Here is a 15081-nt window from a genome sequence, read left to right on the forward strand (position 1 = left end):
ACCGATCTCGACAAGATCGAGCAGAACACGCGGATCCTGGTTGATCGGCTTGCCTTAACGGGCATCCGGGTCACCGGGATCACCAAGGCCGTGTTGGGCTCGCCGGGAGTCGGCGCGGCGATGCTGCGCGGCGGCGCCCGCGGCCTCGGTGATTCCCGGGTGCCGAACCTCGCCCGGCTGGCCGGGCTCGACCCAACGCCGCTACGCACGTTGATCCGCTCACCCATGCTCAGCCAAGTGGCACGGGTCGTTGAGGTCGCCGACGTCAGTCTGAACGCCGACGCCGTCGTGCTGGCGGCGCTCAATCACGCTGCGTCCCAGCAGAAGCGGACGCACGCCGTCGTGCTCATGCTCGAGCTGGGTGACCTACGCGAGGGCATTGCGCTCGCCGACGCCCCCGAGGCCGTGCGGACCGTTCTCGGTCACACCTCCCTCCGGCTCGTCGGGCTCGGCGCCAACCTCGCTTGTCAGAACGGTGTCATGCCCGACGACCGGAACATGGGCATCCTCACCGGGCTCGCGGACGACATCGAGGCGCTGCACGGGATCTCTCTCGACGTTGTCTCAGGCGGCAACTCGGCGAACCTGACCTGGGCTCTGCACACCCACGACGTCGGCCGGATCGACGATCTCCGACTCGGCGAAGCCATCCTTCTCGGCGTCGATCCGCTGTACCGGACACCGATCCCCGGCCTGCACACGGACGCCTTCACCTTGACCGCCGAGGTCATCGAGGTCGCCATGAAACCGGCTCAACCCTGGGGAGATCGTGCTCAGGCGGCCTTCGGCAAGGCGCCGGTCCGCACCGGCAGCAGGACCGTGCACCAAGCAATCCTTGCCCTCGGTCGCCAGGACGTGGACCCCGACGGTCTGCAGCCACCCGAGGGCATCACGATCCTCGGGATGAGCAGCGACCACCTGGTGGTCGACCTCGGCGATCACCCTGTCGCGGTCGGCGACGAGATCGACTTCGGTGTCGGCTACGGCGCACTCGTGCGGGCGATGACCTCGCCCTTCGTCACCAAGGTCGAGCACCTCGGCCGTTCCGTCGCACCCGAGGCGACCCACGTGCCAACACCGATCCAGGTTTCGACCCCCCGCTCGGTGCCGGACCCCGATGCCGGTGGCGACCTGCCTTCCCCATCTTGAGTCGTTTGATCCGCCGACGCTCCGTGTGGCGATGTCGCCCAGTTTCCGTATCGAGCCTTCGCTGATATTAGTCAGCTACAATGACTTTTGTAGTCATAGAGTAGTACCGACGGAAAACGGTGCGAAGTCACAGAAGCGCATAGATGAAGACTGCGGAACGCAGCGCGCGCCCCGCTGCGATCGTGTCGGCAGGGATCTGCCTCGGCAGCGTGGACGTAGGGTGTGCACCTCATGGGAGCAGGTGGGCGGTGGAGCCGGAGAACGGTATGGACGACGAGCAGCCGGTTGATCTAGGGGTGGCCTTGTTCATCCCGTATCGGTACATGGAGGATCGGATCTTTCGGGCCATTCAGGACGCCGGGTTCGACGACTGGACCCTGGCCCAGGCCCGGGTGTTTCAACGCATCGCCCCGGACGGTTCGCGTCTCACGGAGCTCGCTGATCAGGCCCAAATGAGTAAGCAGAGCGCCGGCGTGCTGGTCGATCAACTGGAACGCTTAGGATATGTCCGCCGGGTCCTCGACCCGACCGATGGGCGCGCCCGGTTGATCGTGATCGAAGAACGTGGCCGCCGAGCCGCCCAGGTGGCCGTCGCGACATCGGCCGAGATCCTCGCGGAGTGGAAGGCCTACCTGGGCACCCGCAACTTCACGTTGTTGCACCAGATCCTGGATCAATTCCGCGAGATCACCGACCCCTACCAGCGGTAAACCCGGCCGCGCTGAGCCGTCCGCCCCCGACCCCCGTTCGCCCGAGCCGCCGGAGCCAGCGGACGACAGCAGGCTTCGACTCCGCCTTGACAGTAGTCAGCTTTGTTGACTAGTATCGTCAATGATCCTGACGATTTCCGGTGATGGACGGGGCGGTTGCCGCGATGCAGGGTTGAAAAACACCGCGCACCAGCACGCCCAGGCATCCCTCAATAGAAAGCGAAATATTATGAAGTTTCTTGTCCTTGGAGCAACCGGCCGCACCGGCGTCCCCTTCGTCAAAAAGGCACTCGACCAGGGCCACCAGGTCACCGCCCTCGTTCGGCGGGCCGACGCCACCGTTGACCCGCGCGCTCAAATCGTCAGCGGCGACGTCACCGACGCGGCCGTGATCGCGACGGCAGCCCAAGGCCACGACGCGGTCATCAGCACGCTCGGGGTCAAAAACGTTCGCGAAACCCCGACGCTGATCACGGACACAGTCCGCGCCGTCATCGCGTCCGCGAAAACGTCAGGAGTCGATCGCTTCGTCGTCGTCTCCGCGTTCGGAGTCGGCGACTCTCTTGCCAAGGCATCATTTCTGGCTGGCCTGTTCTTCCGCACAGCGCTGCGCAAAAAATACTCCGACAAAGCCGCGTCGGAAGTTCTCTTGACTGCGAGCGATCTGAAATGGACCCTCGAATACCCTGGGGCGTTGAACAACCGGGACAGCAGCCGATACACCGCTACCGTGCTCGAGAATGTCACAAAACTGCCGATCCTCCCCTCAACATCCCGCGCAAACGTCGCCGATTTTCTCCTTCACTCCGCCGTGGAAAACACCTTCATCCGTCAGATCGTCGTCGTCACCGACACCAAATAAGTCACCGATGCCTTGATCGCACACAGATACAGCTTGCCCTCACGTGTCGGATGCTCGGTAATATCGCTCAGCCACAACTGATTTGGGCCATGGGCGCTAAAGTCCCGCTCCACTAGATCGTCATGCACCGGTGGACCGACCTTGCCGTTCTTGCCGCGCTTCTTGCCGAACACGCTCCACAACCGGTGGGTCGAGACGGCGACCTGCTCGGACGTAAGGAGCACCTCGAATCTGCATGCGAGGAAAGCCTCGACGACCAGATCGCGCTGGTCGCCTTCCACCTCGATTCCGTGTTCGCCCAGAGCCCCGAATAGACAGAGACAACATCAGCCCGGGCCTCAACCGGTCACGTCACGCCCGATGAGCTGGCGAGCGATCACCCATTGCAGCACCTCGTTGGCCCCCTCGAAGATCTCCAGGATCTTCGCGTCGCGGTAGATTTCTTCCAAACGGAAGGTCTCGCCAGTCGCCGCCACCTGGCGGGCAAATCCGTAGCCGCCGTACACCTGGATGGCGTCGCGCGCTAGATCTCCCGCCAACCGCGTCGCAAATGTCTTGGCCATCGAGGCCTCGGGCTCGGCTACGCGCTCACCGGCGTCGACCCGCAGGGCAGCCTTCTGGAGCCGCCGCACCCCCGTGCTCATCCTCGCCACCACATACTCAGCAGCCATCACATCGACCCCGCCACAAACTACTGGCGCAACCAACAGAAAAACCCCGGCCGATGGCCGGGGCAACCTGTCACCAATGACGCGACTCAGGTGTAACCCATGACTCGACTCGTCACATGAGTGGAGCTAAGGGGACTCGAACCCCTGACCCCCACACTGCCAGTGTGGTGCGCTACCAGCTGCGCCATAGCCCCAGATGTTGTGCCCATCGAAGCTACACCACGGCCTGCCCGCCTTCAAAGTCGCTGATCAGGGCGCGTCTAGCGCAGCGGGTCGAATTCGGAAAGGCCCGGCGGTTGCTTGCCGGTGGCGATCTGCTCGGCCAACAGCCGGGCGGTCGCCGGGCCCTGCTTCATGCCCCACATGCCGTGCCCGCCCGCGACGAAGACGCGGTTCTGCACGACTGCCCCCACCAGCGGGCGCCCGTCGGGACTCAACGGGCGCGGACCTACCCATGTCTCGTCGCGCTCCGCCCAGCGAACCCCTTCGAAGAACGGGCCCGCCAAGTCGACGATGGCATCAATAACGGCGGCAGACGCGGGGGCTTCGGGACGACGTAACTCCATCATGCTGGTGACCCGCAGCTTGCCATTCAACGGCGTGCACGCCACCCGCACATCCGGCAGATAAATCGGGCCAAATATCGGGCGCTCCACCGGCACCGTGAAGGAGTAACCACGCCCGGCCTGCACTGGAACCCGAACCCAGCGGCGTACCAATCCCGGCAGCCATGCACCGGTCGCGATGACCGCCACCTCGGCCGTCAGCGCCGGACCACCATGGGCATGCACAGCGACGCCGTTCGCGACCGTCTGCACGTCGGCGACGTCCACGGTCTCCAGTGCCGCGCCCCGTTCGACGACCGAGCGGCCCAGCGCCTGCACGAACCGTCCGGGGTCGACGAACCGCTGGCCGTCGATGCGGACACCGACCGTCACCGCGCTCGAGGCCAGCGGCACCTGCTCACGCAACTCCGAACTGGTCAACTCCGTTGTGGAGCTCGGCTGGCCGGCCTCGTGTAAACGCTGAAACTGTTCCAGCAGGTGTTCGGCCTCTGCCGACGTGCGGAACAACGCGGTGATCGGCGCGTCGATAATCGGCGCGTTCACACCGTTGGACACCAGCATGTCGTAGGCCGCTATGCACTCTTCGTTGAGCGTCAGGTTCGCCCGCACTGCTCGTCGCCATGACGACTCCCGGCAATTCAGCGCGAACCGGAACAAGAATTTCCACAGGACCGGATCGGTGCTCGGCGAAATATGCACGGGTGCATCGTGATTCGGCAATGACCGCAACGCGTATCGCAATGTTCGAGGGTCGTTGAGCGGAATGCTCAGCGCGGGAGCAATCCACCCGGCGTTACCCCAGGAGGCGCCCGCCGCTACGCCGGTGCGGTCCACCACCGTCACTGAGACGCCGCGTTCTTGCAGAAACCATGCCGTCGACAACCCCACGATGCCAGCGCCCACCACGATCGCCGATCGCGGTTCAACCATCGCCGAACCTCCCTCAGGCCAGCTCCGACGCGGCCCCTGTCTCCCACGCCTCGGACGCCGACTGGCCCGCTACCCGCGTTTCCGGGGCAAACATCCAGCCCACACCGGCGGCGAGCAGGACGATCCCGCTGATCGCAAACCCCCAGCCGAAGCTCAGGTGCTGGGCGATCTGACCCACCGCCATCGCGCCGACGACAGCACCCAGATCGAGCATCATCTGAAACGTCGCCACCGCGGTACCCGTGCGTGCCACGCTGCCCAGGATGTCGGCGACCGCGGCCTGCTGCGGTGAGGCGAAAACGCCCGAGGTCGCGCCTCCAACGAACGCCGCAACGAGGAAGACGGGCACCGACGACGACGCGCCCAACCAGATGGTCGCCAGGCCGCAGGCAAGGAGCCCGTAGATCAGCAGGGCGCGACGGCCGATCCGGTCGGACAGATGACCACTGGGCAGCACCACGATGAGGTTGCCGAGCGCGAAGACCCCTAACGCCAAACCCGTCATCCGCGGCCCGCGGCCCAACACGTCGGAGATGAACAGCGGCACCACCGCCAATCGCACTCCGAATACCGCCCAGCCCGTCGCGAAGTTGGACAGCAACGCCGAGCGGTACGCACGGTGCCGAAGCGCGGCACGAACCGTCACTGCCGACTCGGTCTGCTCGGCGGGCACGCCAAGCGTGGACCGCCGCAAGCTATACGCCACCACGATTGCCGTGATCATTACGGCCACGCCGTAGATCAGAAACGGCGCCCGCAGCCCAAGGCCCGCGGTGAGGCTGCCCACGAGCGGGCCGGCGACCGAGCCGATCAGAAACGAGGTCGCGAACAGCCCGGCGACCCTACCGCGCGCGTCGGGCGGGCTGATCCGGATCATCAGACCCAGCGCAGAGATGGAAAACAGCGTCGATCCGGCACCGCCGATCGCGCGGAATAGCACCAGCTGCCAATAGTTTTGGACGAATGCCGACACTCCAGTGGACGCCGCTACGATCAGCAACCCGGCCAGGTAGACCCACCGCTCCCCCAACCGCTGCACCAGCAGGCCAGTGGGCGGCGCGAAGCAAAGCCGCATCACCGAGAACACGATGATCGCGAAAGTCACCGCACCCATGCCAACCCCGAACGTGCGGGCAAAGACCGGCAACACCGGCGACACCACACCGTAGCCAAGCGCGGCCACCACATTCGCCGCGATCAACACCCAGGCTTCGCGCGGTAGCCTCGTCGGATTGCGACTCCAACCGCCAAAGCGGGCGCGTCGAGTGGCGAGGGTCACCCGATGACTTTATCCACAACCTCCTGGGCTGCTTGCTGCACCTCGGCTAAATGCTCCGGACCGCGGAAAGACTCGGCGTAGATCTTGTAGACGTCCTCGGTGCCGGACGGTCGGGCCGCGAACCAAGCATTAGCCGTGGTGACCTTCAACCCGCCCAGTGGTGCGTCATTGCCCGGCGCGGTGGTCAGCTTTGCGGTGATCTGCTCTCCAGCCAACTCGGTGGCGCTGACTTGGTCTGCTGACAGCTCGGCCAGCCGGGCCTTCTGCTCGCGGTCTGCGGGCGCGTCGATCCGCGCATAGGTTGGGGCGCCGTACTTTTCGGTTAGCTCCCGATAGCGCTGTGATGGCGTGGCTTCAGTGACGGCGAGGATCTCGGCGGCCAGCAACGCCAGAATGATGCCGTCCTTGTCGGTGGTCCATACCGATCCGTCGCGCCGCAGGAACGACGCCCCCGCCGACTCTTCGCCGCCGAAACCCAAGGTGGCGCCGATCAGTCCATCGACGAACCATTTGAACCCGACCGGCACCTCGACGAGCTTGCGGCCGATGCCGGCGACCACCCGGTCGATAATCGACGAACTGACCGCGGTCTTGCCGACGGCGATGCCTTCCGGCCACGACGGCCGGTGCGTGTAGAGGTAATCGATGGCTACCGCCAGATAGTGATTCGGGTTCAGCAGCCCGGCGTCGGGAGTCACGATGCCGTGGCGGTCGGAGTCCGCGTCGTTGCCGGTGGCGATCTGATACTTGTCCGGGTTGCCGAACAGGGTTCGGATCAGCCCTGCCATCGCGTCCGGCGAGCTGCAGTCCATGCGGATCTTGCCGTCGTGGTCGAGCGTCATAAACCGCCATGTCGCGTCGACTAGTGGATTGACGACGGTCAGATCCAGGTTGTGGCGCTCCGCGATCGCACCCCAGTAGTCGACGCTGGCGCCCCCGAGTGGGTCGGCCCCGATCCGCACTCCGGCCTTGCGGATGATGTCGACGTCAACCACGTTGGGCAAGTCATCGACGTAGGAGTCCATGTAGTCGTGGCGCTGCGCGCTCTGCAACGCGCGGGCCAACGACACCCGCTTCACCGTATCGCCATTTCGCAGAATCTCGTTGGCGCGCTTGGCAATTGCGTTTGTCGCTTCGGTATCTGCCGGGCCGCCATTAGGCGGGTTGTACTTGAAACCGCCGTCGTAGGGCGGGTTGTGCGACGGTGTCACGACGATCCCGTCGGCCAGCGCATCGCTGCGGCCCCGGTTGTAGGTCAGGATGGCGTGGCTGACCGCCGGAGTCGGCGTGTACCGGTCCGCCGAGTCGATCATGGCGACGACGTCATGGGCCGCGAGCACTTCTAGCGCCGATACCCAGGCCGGCTCGGATAGGCCGTGCGTGTCGCGGCCGATGAACAGCGGGCCGGTGGTGCCCTGTTTCGCACGGTATTCGACGATGGCCTGGGTGATGGCCAGGATGTGCGCCTCGTTAAACGCGCCGCCCAGCGCCGAGCCGCGGTGTCCTGACGTGCCGAACACCACTTGTTGAGCGACGTCGTACGGGTCCGGTTCGATCACGTAGTAGGACGTGACCAGATGAGGCAGATCGACAAGATCTTCAGGCTGTGCCGGCTGACCGGCGCGTGGGTTGGCCACCATGACACCAATTCTGCCGATGTCCCGCATACGCTGCTTGGGTGCCCGGTCACGACTACCGCGAGTTGGCCGCCGTGTTCGCCGGTGGCGCGCTGGGCACCGCGGCGCGCACCGGCCTGAGCAGCCTGATGGTCGCCGACCCGACCCGCTGGCCTTGGCCGACGTTCACCGTCAACATTGTGGGCGCGTTCCTGGTGGGCTATTTCACGACGCGCTTGTTGGAGCGGTTGCCGTTGTCGAGCTATCGCCGGCCCCTGCTCGGGACGGGGCTGTGCGGCGGGCTGACGACTTTTTCGACGATGCAGGTCGAGACGCTGAAGATGATCGAGAACCACTGCTACGGCCTGGCCGCCGGATACACCGCCGCCAGCATCCTGTTGGGGTTACTGGCGGTGTATCTGGCCACCGCGGTGGTGCGCCGGGTACCGGTACGCTGATGCTGCTCTGGCTGGGCGTGCTGGTAGCCGGCGGCCTCGGGGCGGTGCTGCGGTTTCTGGTGGACCGCGCAGTTGCCCGACGGGCGGCGCGGTCGTTCCCGTTGGGAACGCTCGCGGTCAACATCAGCGGCGCCGCGCTGCTCGGCCTGCTCAGCGGCCTGGTGTTGAGCAGGCACGCCGCGCTGCTCGCTGACACCGCGTTCATCGGCTCCTACACCACGTTCTCCACCTGGATGCTGGAAACCCAGCGGCTCGGTGAGGAGCGTCAGGTTCGCGGCGCGGTCGCCAATCTCGTCGCCAGCATCGTCTTGGGTATTGCCGCCGCGCTGCTCGGGCAGTGGATCGCGGGTCGGCTATGAACCAGCCAAGTCTGAAGCTGACCACCTACTTCGGTGAGCGCCAGCGGGTGGTCACCGATCGTGCTCGGCGGCCTGGGTTTTTGGCCGACGCGATGCTGGATCTCTTCGACACCCACGAACTCGCAACAAGCGTAATGCTGCGCGGCATCGCGAGTTTCGGGCTGCGGCATGTGCTGCGCACCGACGAGTCACTGAGCTTGTCCGAGGACCCGCCGGTGGCGATCGCCGCCGTTGATGTCGAATCGAAGATCACCGCCCTGGTCGACGACGTCGTCGCGATGACCGATCACGGACTGGTGACGCTGGAACGCGCACGGCTGGTCGGTGGCGACGATGTGGTCGACAATGGCGCTGATGATGCCGTCAAGCTCACCGTTTACGTGGGACGACAAGAACGCATCGGCGGCCTGCCCGCATACCGCGCGGTGTGCGATCTGCTGCATCGGCTCGAATTCTCCGGTGGTGCAGTGTTTTTAGGCGTCGACGGCACCGCGCATGGCGAGCGCTATCGAGCTCAGTTCTTCAGCCGCAACGTCAACGTTCCGCTGATGATCATCTCCATCGGGACGGCGGCGCAGGTTTCGGCCGCGGTCGCTGAGCTGAGCGTTGCGGCGCCAAACCCGTTGCTGACCGTCGAGCGGGTGCGGTTGTGTAAACGCGGCGGGGAGCTATTCGCGCGACCGCATCGGCTGCCCAACACCGACGATCGACAACGGCCGCTCTGGCAGAAGCTGATGGTTCACACCAGCGAGGCCACCGGTCCTGGCGGCGTGCCGATCCACCGCGCACTCGTTCACCGGCTGCTGGACTCCGGAATGGCGCGCGGCGCGACTGTGCTGCGCGGCATTTGGGGATTTAACGGTGGCCAAAAACCTCACGGCGACAAGCTTTTTCAGTTGACGCGACGCGTGCCCGTGGTAACGATCATCATCGATACGCCCGAGTGGATCGAGCGCAGCTTCGACATCGTCCACGAGTTGACGGCCGAGCACGGCGTTGTCACCAGCGAAATGGTCCCGGCGGTGATGTCCATCGCCGGGCCCGACCGCGACGGCGACACCCGGCTGGCGCGCTACGACTATTGATCAGCCGCCTTTCAGCAGCGTTGCCAACACCGCGGCTTGACTGCCGTCCACCTCGCGGGTGGCGGTCACTAGAGTCACGTGCCCGCGCTTGGTGAGCTTGCGCAACTCGTCGAGCGCCTCGCTGCCCTGCAGCTCCTTGCGGTATCGCTTTGCGAATTCGTCGAACCGCTCGGGTTGGTGGTTGTACCACTCGCGCAATTCTTTCGACGGTGCAACGTCTTTGAGCCATGTTCCCACCCGCGGATCGTCCTTACGGAATCCTCGCGGCCACAGCCGGTCCACCAGGATGCGCCGACCGTCGTCGGGGCTCGGATCGTCATAGACCCGAGCCACCCGGATTCGGCTCTCGGCGCTCATGCCGCCAGGGTAATCCTTGCTATCACCAGCCATACCTGCACCAGCAGCTGACCGTGCGACGATGCTGATTTGGCTCATCTATCGGGATCGCGGTAGTCGCAGCGGGTTGACCCATTGCCTTCCGGCGTGGACCGTTTTTGTCGGTGGTGGCTGCGATGATGGCGTTGTGTCTTCGATCGCGTCCGCTGGCGCTGTGGTGGTGAGTCCTAGCGAGCGTCTTGAGGTGCTGTTTGAGGAGTTGGCGGAGTTGACCGGTCAGCGCAACGCGGTTGATGGGCGCATCGTTGAGATCGTGGCCGAGATCGATCGTGACCAATTGTGGGGCGCTACCGGTGCGCGGTCGGTGCCGGCGTTGGTGGCCTGGAAAACCGGCTGCTCGCCGGCAAACGCTCACACGATCACCACGATCGCCGGCCGGCTGCAGGAGTTCCCGCGCTGCGCCCAAGGCATGCGGGAGGGCCGACTGTCGGCCGATCAGGTCGGGGTCATCGCGGCGCGGGCCGGCGAGGGATCCGATGAGCATTACGCGGCGCTGGCGGCTTGTGCCACGGTCACTCAGCTGCGCACCGCGGTCAAGCTAGAACCGCGACCCGAACCCGAACCATCCCCCGAGCCCGAGTGCTCGATCACCACGACCGGCACCGAGCGGGGCAGCTGCTATCGGATCAGACTTGGCCACCATGACGCCGCGAAGTTCGACGCCGCGTTGGCGTCGCATCGTGATGCGCTGATCGCCCAGTGGAAACACGATCACGGCAGTGGCGAGGGCGCCCCAGATCTGCGGCCCCCGTTGCCTAGCGCCGCCGAGGCGTTTATGCGCCTGGTCGAGGCTGGTTGGGACGCCGAGGCCACCCGCCGCCCACACGGCCAGCACACCACGGTGGTGGTGCACCTCGACGTTGAGCAGCGTGCTGCGGCACTGCATTTGGGTCCGCTGCTGCCCGAGGCTGAACGTCGATACCTGACCTGTGATGCCACCTGTGAAGTCTGGTTCGAACGTCACGGCGAGGTCATTGGGGCGGGGCGGGCGACCCGGCTGATCAATCGGCGGCTTCGCCGCGCGTTGGAGCATCGCGACCGCATGTGCGCGGTTCCTGGCTGTGGCGCCACCCGTGGTCTGCACGCCCATCACCTCCGGCACTGGGAAGACGGCGGCCCCACGGAGTTGGCCAACCTGGTGCTGCTATGCCCTTATCATCACCGGCTGCACCATCGCGGGGTCATCACCATCACCGGACCCGCAGACGCGCTCATCGTCACCGACAACGCCGGCCGATCACTGAGCCCGGGATCGCTGGCGCGCCCGCCAACTCAACCTCCGCCCGCGGTGGCGCGCTGCCCGGGGCCCACTGGCGAGCGCGCCGACTGGTGGTGGTATGAACCCTTCCAACCCCAACCACCACCGACAAACAACTAGCCTGGTTGCCGGGGCCGTCACTACCGGCAATGTGTTGAAACTCAAACATGTTGGGGCATCAAAGAATTCGTTCATACTACCCGGCCGCCTACCGCGTCGTCGGCATCGTGGCCGACAACTCCGCAGCCCCTCACCAACACCCGCGGTGACAGTGCGCACTAATTTGAGCCAAGTCGGGGAACCTCGCCCTGAGACCATGCTGACTCTCTCAAGTCAGCGCAGGCACCACCTTGTCGGCGAGCAGCTGCACCGACTTCCACGCCTCGTCAACCGGCATGCCGCCGACCAGAGGATGCAGCACGATCGGCCCGTAGTTGTCGGTGTCGCGGACCTCGGCGATCAGCTGGTCTGGAGTCAGAAAGCGGTATCGTCCCGAGGCCCTTACCTCATCCAGTGTCTGGACCCCGGGTAGATGCATGAGCGAGCGTTGGTCTTTTGACCATCCGCCGTAAGTGACTGCCTCCCAAAGGATGTGCTCACCGAGCCGAGCCCAGGCCTGGTCTGGATCTTCGTGCAAGTAGATCATGCCGCGGTTGATCAGGCCGGGCATGATGACCAGCGGCGCAATCCCCGCGTCAGCACACAGCTCGCGATAGTAGGCGGCGACGTCGGGCAGGTGGTCGGCCAGGCTGAGCGGAAGGCGAAAACGCGCCGCGCGCCGCGCGGTGACTCGCGCGCCTCCCCCGACGTAGAGCGGTGGATGTGGCCGCGTCCACGAACCTATCCCTGACCACACGGAGAGCATTCGCTCGATCAGCTGGTCCATCATCTTGCCGCGCTGGCTGAAATCGACACCGAGTTCGTCGTATTCAACGGCGCGATAGCCCAGACCTATCGTGGTGTGCAGTCGACCGCGGCTCATGTTGTCGACAAGCGCAATGTCTTCGGCGAGCCGGACCGGATTCCACAGCGGACCGAGCGCGCAGTCCACGCTCGCGATCAGCGTCGAGGTCTGCGCGAGGAACATGCCGGCAGCCATGATCGGGTTGCAGCTCCACCCGTGTCCGGTCGCGTGGTGCTCGTCGACGCTTACCGTCGTGATGCCTCGCGATTCGCCCCATTGCGCCAGTTCGAGCGCAGCACGGATCAGTTCGCTCTGCTTGCGTGGCTCTCCTTGCGGCGACGCAAAGTTGAACCGAAGCACGGTCAGCAACATCTAGTTCGCCGCCGATTGCAGGAAGGCCGGAAAGTCGGGAAACAATGCGCGGTCGACGATCTCGAGGCGGGTGCCGAACTCATCGATGTAGTAGGCGAACAACGCCAGATCCGGCGGCGACGTATCAGCGGTCGCTTCGAAGGTGAAACCGTTGGCTTCGAGCAGCCGGGCGCTCTCGGCGAGGTCGTCGGTGAAGTATCCGAGGTGATGGACCGAGTTGCTTCGCGCCGCAGTCCACGGACTGTCGGGCACCTGCTGGATCAGCTCCACGTGCGGGCTCTGCAACGAGTAAACGAACGTCGAGGTGAGTTCGCGGGAACCGTTGGCGGTGCGGAACGGCAGCGTATAGGTCAGCGGTTTGATCCACCGGTAGCCCGCCAGCGCGCTGAGCCGGGCCATCGCGGTCTCGAGATCGGGCACGACGATGCCGGTGTGGTAGTAGTCCTCCGGTCGTAACGCGAATGCCATGGGACTCCTTTGAGATTTCAGACGCAGTCGGATGCGCCGTCGACAACGAACACGGCGCCGCTGGTGTACCTGCTTTGCTCGGTGCACAGAAAGGCCACCGTCGGTGCGATCTCCCCCACGGATCCGAAGCGCCGCAACGGGATGTGACCCAACTCGGACTCGACAAGTTCTGCAGCGATATGCATGGGCGCGGTCATTGGCGTGTCGATCGTGCCGGGCGCGACGGCATTCACGCGGATTTCCTTGTCGGCCCATTTGACGGCGAGATTTCGGGTGACGTCGATGATGCCTGCCTTCGCCGCACCATAGCCGGGCACCAACGGGACGGCTCGCAGCGCTGACATCGATGCCAAATTCACCACGCTGGCGCCTCCGGTGGCCGTCGACGCCCTCAGCGCTCGGTAGAGGCCGACCGTCAAGCGGTACGGACCGGTCAGGTTCAGCGCCACCGACGCCTCGAATCCATCCGGCTTCGACTCATCAAGGCCGCCAGGAAAATTCGCTCCCGCGTTGTTCACCAGCACGTCAAGCCGGGTGAAGTTCTGCGCCAATGAATCCACCGAGTCGTGGTCGGTCATCTGCAACTGGTGGTAGGTCATGTCCGACAGATCGACGTCATAGTCCGTTGCGGCGGGTTTGGTTCCGGTAATACTGACCTGCGCCCCGGCGTCCCGAAACAACACCGCTGTTGCATGCCCGATCCCGCTAGTGCCGCCGGTGATCAACGCCTGGGTTCCGGTGAAGTCAAAACTGACCTGAGCTGTCATGAGTTTCTCGCGATTTGTTCGGTGAGCCAGGCTCGTTCCCAGAAGTTCGTGGTATCTGCCAACAGCTTCTCGTGGGCTTCCCGCAACACGTCGCGCACCCCTGGATGGTCTGCGGGCACCAGCTCGGCGAGGTGGATGGCGTGCAGCGCCCGGTCGGCACCCAGATGTTCGCGCGCTCGTTTCACCAGCGCGCCCGGACCGGCCAACTCGAGCAGGTCGGCGCTGACGGCGTCGAAACCCACCGGATAGAGCTCGGTCGTCGACCGGTGATGGAACCAGCCCGAGTAGGTCTCCCAGATGGCCCGCACATCCCAGGAGACTTTTCCATAGCCTTGGCCCACTTCGTATTCCGCGGGCAAGGTGATCTCATTCATCAGGGTTCGGACATCTTTGCCGGCGTTCATCCCGGCGACGGTCTGGTCGTGAATGTAGGCGATAGCGTTGCGCAGCCGGGTTAGCTCGGCGTTGATGCGATCGACGCCCGCGATCGGGTCGAAGTGGCCGGTCACCAACAACTCGGGTTGCAGGTCACGAACCCGTTCGACCGACGCGATGGCGGTCAGTGCATCGCGGTACCGGTCGCCGCGTATCGTGACCAAGTTGGGAATATGCCCGAAGAGCGGGCCGAAAGTATTCCCGGACAGGCAGATTCGCTCCTCCGGCAGCCAGATCACCAGCGAGTCGCTGGTTTCCCCGCCTGGCACTGAGATCAACTCTATGCGCCGACCACCGACTTCGAGCGTAAGCGTGTCTTCGAAGTCGAGGTCGACGGTGGGAACGCTTTGCGCCGGCAACCGCTTAGTTCCCAGACGACGTTGAATGGCCTGGATACCGGTCGCCAGGGTGTCTTTGAAAGCGAACGCGCTGCGGCTGGCCCGATACGGGATCAGCCGTTCGTTGTCGTCCCGCCATAGCGTCCAGTTCGCCTGTGCGACAACCGTTGTATCCGGGTCTCGCACACTGTCCAAGCCGCCGACGTGGTCGACGTGGCCTTGGGTGAAGATGATGTAGCGCACCGGCGAGCCGTCCACAGCGTCGAAGTTGGCGCGGTGCACCGGGCCCTCGAAGCCCATCCCGGTGTTGACGACAACTCGGCCGTCATTCGTGGTCAGCAGGTAGGAGTTCGATAGACCTGGCGAGCACCACAGCCCCGGGGCGACCTGCTCGGCCTTTTCCGCGGATGCCGGGCGCATGGCGTCGGCGCCCGGCCGGCTCCGATAGACCGGTTCAA

General features: G+C 64.9%; 16 protein-coding genes, 1 tRNA gene and 1 pseudogene. 7 read left to right on the plus strand and 11 right to left on the minus strand.

The features are described 5' to 3' along the window. From WB785_RS13270 to WB785_RS13280, 3 genes are all read left to right on the plus strand, one after another. Positions 1–1149, plus strand: a 1149-nt coding sequence (locus WB785_RS13270) for an alanine/ornithine racemase family PLP-dependent enzyme (RefSeq protein WP_424079801.1), incomplete at its 5' end; no start/stop codon positions are given. Positions 1150–1415: 266 nt separating this feature from the next. Next, a complete protein-coding gene (locus WB785_RS13275; protein WP_424079856.1) occupies positions 1416–1859 on the plus strand; it encodes a MarR family winged helix-turn-helix transcriptional regulator in 444 nt (147 codons plus the stop codon). Between the two features lie 121 nt (positions 1860–1980). Beyond that, the gene (locus WB785_RS13280) at positions 1981–2721 is read left to right on the plus strand and encodes an NAD(P)-dependent oxidoreductase (protein ID WP_424079802.1); all 741 of its coding nucleotides are present in this window, start codon (positions 1981–1983) and stop codon (positions 2719–2721) included. A gap of 11 nt (positions 2722–2732) precedes the next feature. Here the strand turns inward: WB785_RS13280 and WB785_RS13285 are convergent. The 6 genes and pseudogenes from WB785_RS13285 to pgm all read right to left on the minus strand — a co-directional run. Then, a pseudogene (locus WB785_RS13285) lies at positions 2733–2915 on the minus strand (IS3 family transposase); the annotation flags it as partial. Positions 2916–3059: 144 nt separating this feature from the next. After that, entirely contained in the window at positions 3060–3365 is a 306-nt protein-coding gene (locus tag WB785_RS13290; RefSeq protein WP_424079803.1) for an acyl-CoA dehydrogenase family protein, read from the minus strand. A gap of 148 nt (positions 3366–3513) precedes the next feature. Continuing rightward, positions 3514–3586 (minus strand) — tRNA-Ala (locus WB785_RS13295). 66 nt (positions 3587–3652) lie between these two features. Beyond that, complete coding sequence (locus WB785_RS13300) at positions 3653–4888, minus strand: NAD(P)/FAD-dependent oxidoreductase (protein WP_424079804.1); 1236 nt, start codon at positions 4886–4888, stop codon at positions 3653–3655. A 13-nt stretch (positions 4889–4901) separates the two neighbouring features. Next, entirely contained in the window at positions 4902–6167 is a 1266-nt protein-coding gene (locus WB785_RS13305) for an MFS transporter (RefSeq protein WP_424079805.1), read from the minus strand. Further along, positions 6164–7807: a phosphoglucomutase (alpha-D-glucose-1,6-bisphosphate-dependent) gene (gene pgm / locus WB785_RS13310; protein WP_424079806.1), complete on the minus strand. Its 1644-nt coding sequence runs from the start codon at positions 7805–7807 to the stop codon at positions 6164–6166. Before pgm ends, WB785_RS13305 begins: the two co-directional genes overlap by 4 nt. A gap of 38 nt (positions 7808–7845) precedes the next feature. Here pgm and crcB (WB785_RS13315) point away from each other — a divergent pair, with 38 nt between their 5' ends. From crcB (WB785_RS13315) to WB785_RS13325, 3 genes are read left to right on the plus strand one after another with little or no spacing between them, the layout of a single operon-like run. Continuing rightward, positions 7846–8241, plus strand: coding sequence for a fluoride efflux transporter CrcB (crcB, locus tag WB785_RS13315; RefSeq protein WP_424079807.1), 396 nt, complete (start codon positions 7846–7848; stop codon positions 8239–8241). Further along, positions 8241–8600, plus strand: coding sequence for a fluoride efflux transporter CrcB (gene crcB, locus WB785_RS13320; RefSeq protein ID WP_424079808.1), 360 nt, complete (start codon positions 8241–8243; stop codon positions 8598–8600). The genes crcB (WB785_RS13315) and crcB (WB785_RS13320) overlap by 1 nt, the downstream gene beginning before the upstream one ends. Further along, complete coding sequence (locus WB785_RS13325) at positions 8597–9685, plus strand: DUF190 domain-containing protein (protein ID WP_424079809.1); 1089 nt, start codon at positions 8597–8599, stop codon at positions 9683–9685. Before crcB (WB785_RS13320) ends, WB785_RS13325 begins: the two co-directional genes overlap by 4 nt. Here WB785_RS13325 and WB785_RS13330 read toward each other — a convergent pair whose 3' ends face one another. Beyond that, entirely contained in the window at positions 9686–10042 is a 357-nt protein-coding gene (locus WB785_RS13330; RefSeq protein WP_424079810.1) for a DUF488 domain-containing protein, read from the minus strand. A gap of 166 nt (positions 10043–10208) precedes the next feature. On the opposite strand from WB785_RS13330, the gene WB785_RS13335 reads away from it, so the two are divergent. Further along, positions 10209–11459, plus strand: a complete 1251-nt coding sequence (locus tag WB785_RS13335) for an HNH endonuclease signature motif containing protein (RefSeq protein WP_424079811.1) — start codon at positions 10209–10211, stop codon at positions 11457–11459. 208 nt (positions 11460–11667) lie between these two features. On the opposite strand, the gene WB785_RS13340 is transcribed toward WB785_RS13335, so the two are convergent. The 4 genes from WB785_RS13340 to WB785_RS13355 are packed head-to-tail and all read right to left on the minus strand — an operon-like array spanning position 11668 to position 15043. After that, positions 11668–12615, minus strand: a complete 948-nt coding sequence (locus tag WB785_RS13340; protein WP_424079812.1) for an LLM class flavin-dependent oxidoreductase — start codon at positions 12613–12615, stop codon at positions 11668–11670. Then, a complete protein-coding gene (locus tag WB785_RS13345) occupies positions 12616–13083 on the minus strand; it encodes a VOC family protein (RefSeq protein ID WP_424079813.1) in 468 nt (155 codons plus the stop codon). It abuts the gene before it with no gap. 17 nt (positions 13084–13100) lie between these two features. After that, positions 13101–13850 carry an SDR family NAD(P)-dependent oxidoreductase gene (locus WB785_RS13350; RefSeq protein ID WP_424079814.1) on the minus strand — a complete coding sequence of 250 codons (750 nt, stop codon included), beginning with the start codon at positions 13848–13850 and terminating at the stop codon, positions 13101–13103. Further along, positions 13847–15043 carry an MBL fold metallo-hydrolase gene (locus tag WB785_RS13355; protein ID WP_424079857.1) on the minus strand — a complete coding sequence of 399 codons (1197 nt, stop codon included), beginning with the start codon at positions 15041–15043 and terminating at the stop codon, positions 13847–13849. The genes WB785_RS13350 and WB785_RS13355 overlap by 4 nt, the downstream gene beginning before the upstream one ends. Positions 15044–15081 lie beyond the last annotated feature (38 nt).

The organism is Mycobacterium sp. (assembly GCF_049585075.1).
Taxonomy (GTDB): domain Bacteria; phylum Actinomycetota; class Actinomycetes; order Mycobacteriales; family Mycobacteriaceae; genus Mycobacterium.

What these genes read in the sequence shown, in the direction of transcription:
- WB785_RS13300 (WP_424079804.1), bottom strand. Translation starts at nt 4,888, where the DNA reads ATGGTTGAACCGCGATCGGCGATCGTGGTGGGCGCTGGCATCGTGGGG.
- WB785_RS13280 (WP_424079802.1), top strand. Translation starts at nt 1,981, where the DNA reads ATGATCCTGACGATTTCCGGTGATGGACGGGGCGGTTGCCGCGATGCA.
- WB785_RS13355 (WP_424079857.1), bottom strand. Translation starts at nt 15,043, where the DNA reads ATGCGCCCGGCATCCGCGGAAAAGGCCGAGCAGGTCGCCCCGGGGCTG.
- WB785_RS13290 (WP_424079803.1), bottom strand. Translation starts at nt 3,365, where the DNA reads ATGAGCACGGGGGTGCGGCGGCTCCAGAAGGCTGCCCTGCGGGTCGAC.
- WB785_RS13325 (WP_424079809.1), top strand. Translation starts at nt 8,597, where the DNA reads ATGAACCAGCCAAGTCTGAAGCTGACCACCTACTTCGGTGAGCGCCAG.
- WB785_RS13330 (WP_424079810.1), bottom strand. Translation starts at nt 10,042, where the DNA reads ATGAGCGCCGAGAGCCGAATCCGGGTGGCTCGGGTCTATGACGATCCG.
- WB785_RS13340 (WP_424079812.1), bottom strand. Translation starts at nt 12,615, where the DNA reads ATGTTGCTGACCGTGCTTCGGTTCAACTTTGCGTCGCCGCAAGGAGAG.
- pgm (WP_424079806.1), bottom strand. Translation starts at nt 7,807, where the DNA reads ATGGTGGCCAACCCACGCGCCGGTCAGCCGGCACAGCCTGAAGATCTT.
- crcB (WP_424079808.1), top strand. Translation starts at nt 8,241, where the DNA reads ATGCTGCTCTGGCTGGGCGTGCTGGTAGCCGGCGGCCTCGGGGCGGTG.
- WB785_RS13275 (WP_424079856.1), top strand. Translation starts at nt 1,416, where the DNA reads ATGGACGACGAGCAGCCGGTTGATCTAGGGGTGGCCTTGTTCATCCCG.
- WB785_RS13345 (WP_424079813.1), bottom strand. Translation starts at nt 13,083, where the DNA reads ATGGCATTCGCGTTACGACCGGAGGACTACTACCACACCGGCATCGTC.
- WB785_RS13350 (WP_424079814.1), bottom strand. Translation starts at nt 13,850, where the DNA reads ATGACAGCTCAGGTCAGTTTTGACTTCACCGGAACCCAGGCGTTGATC.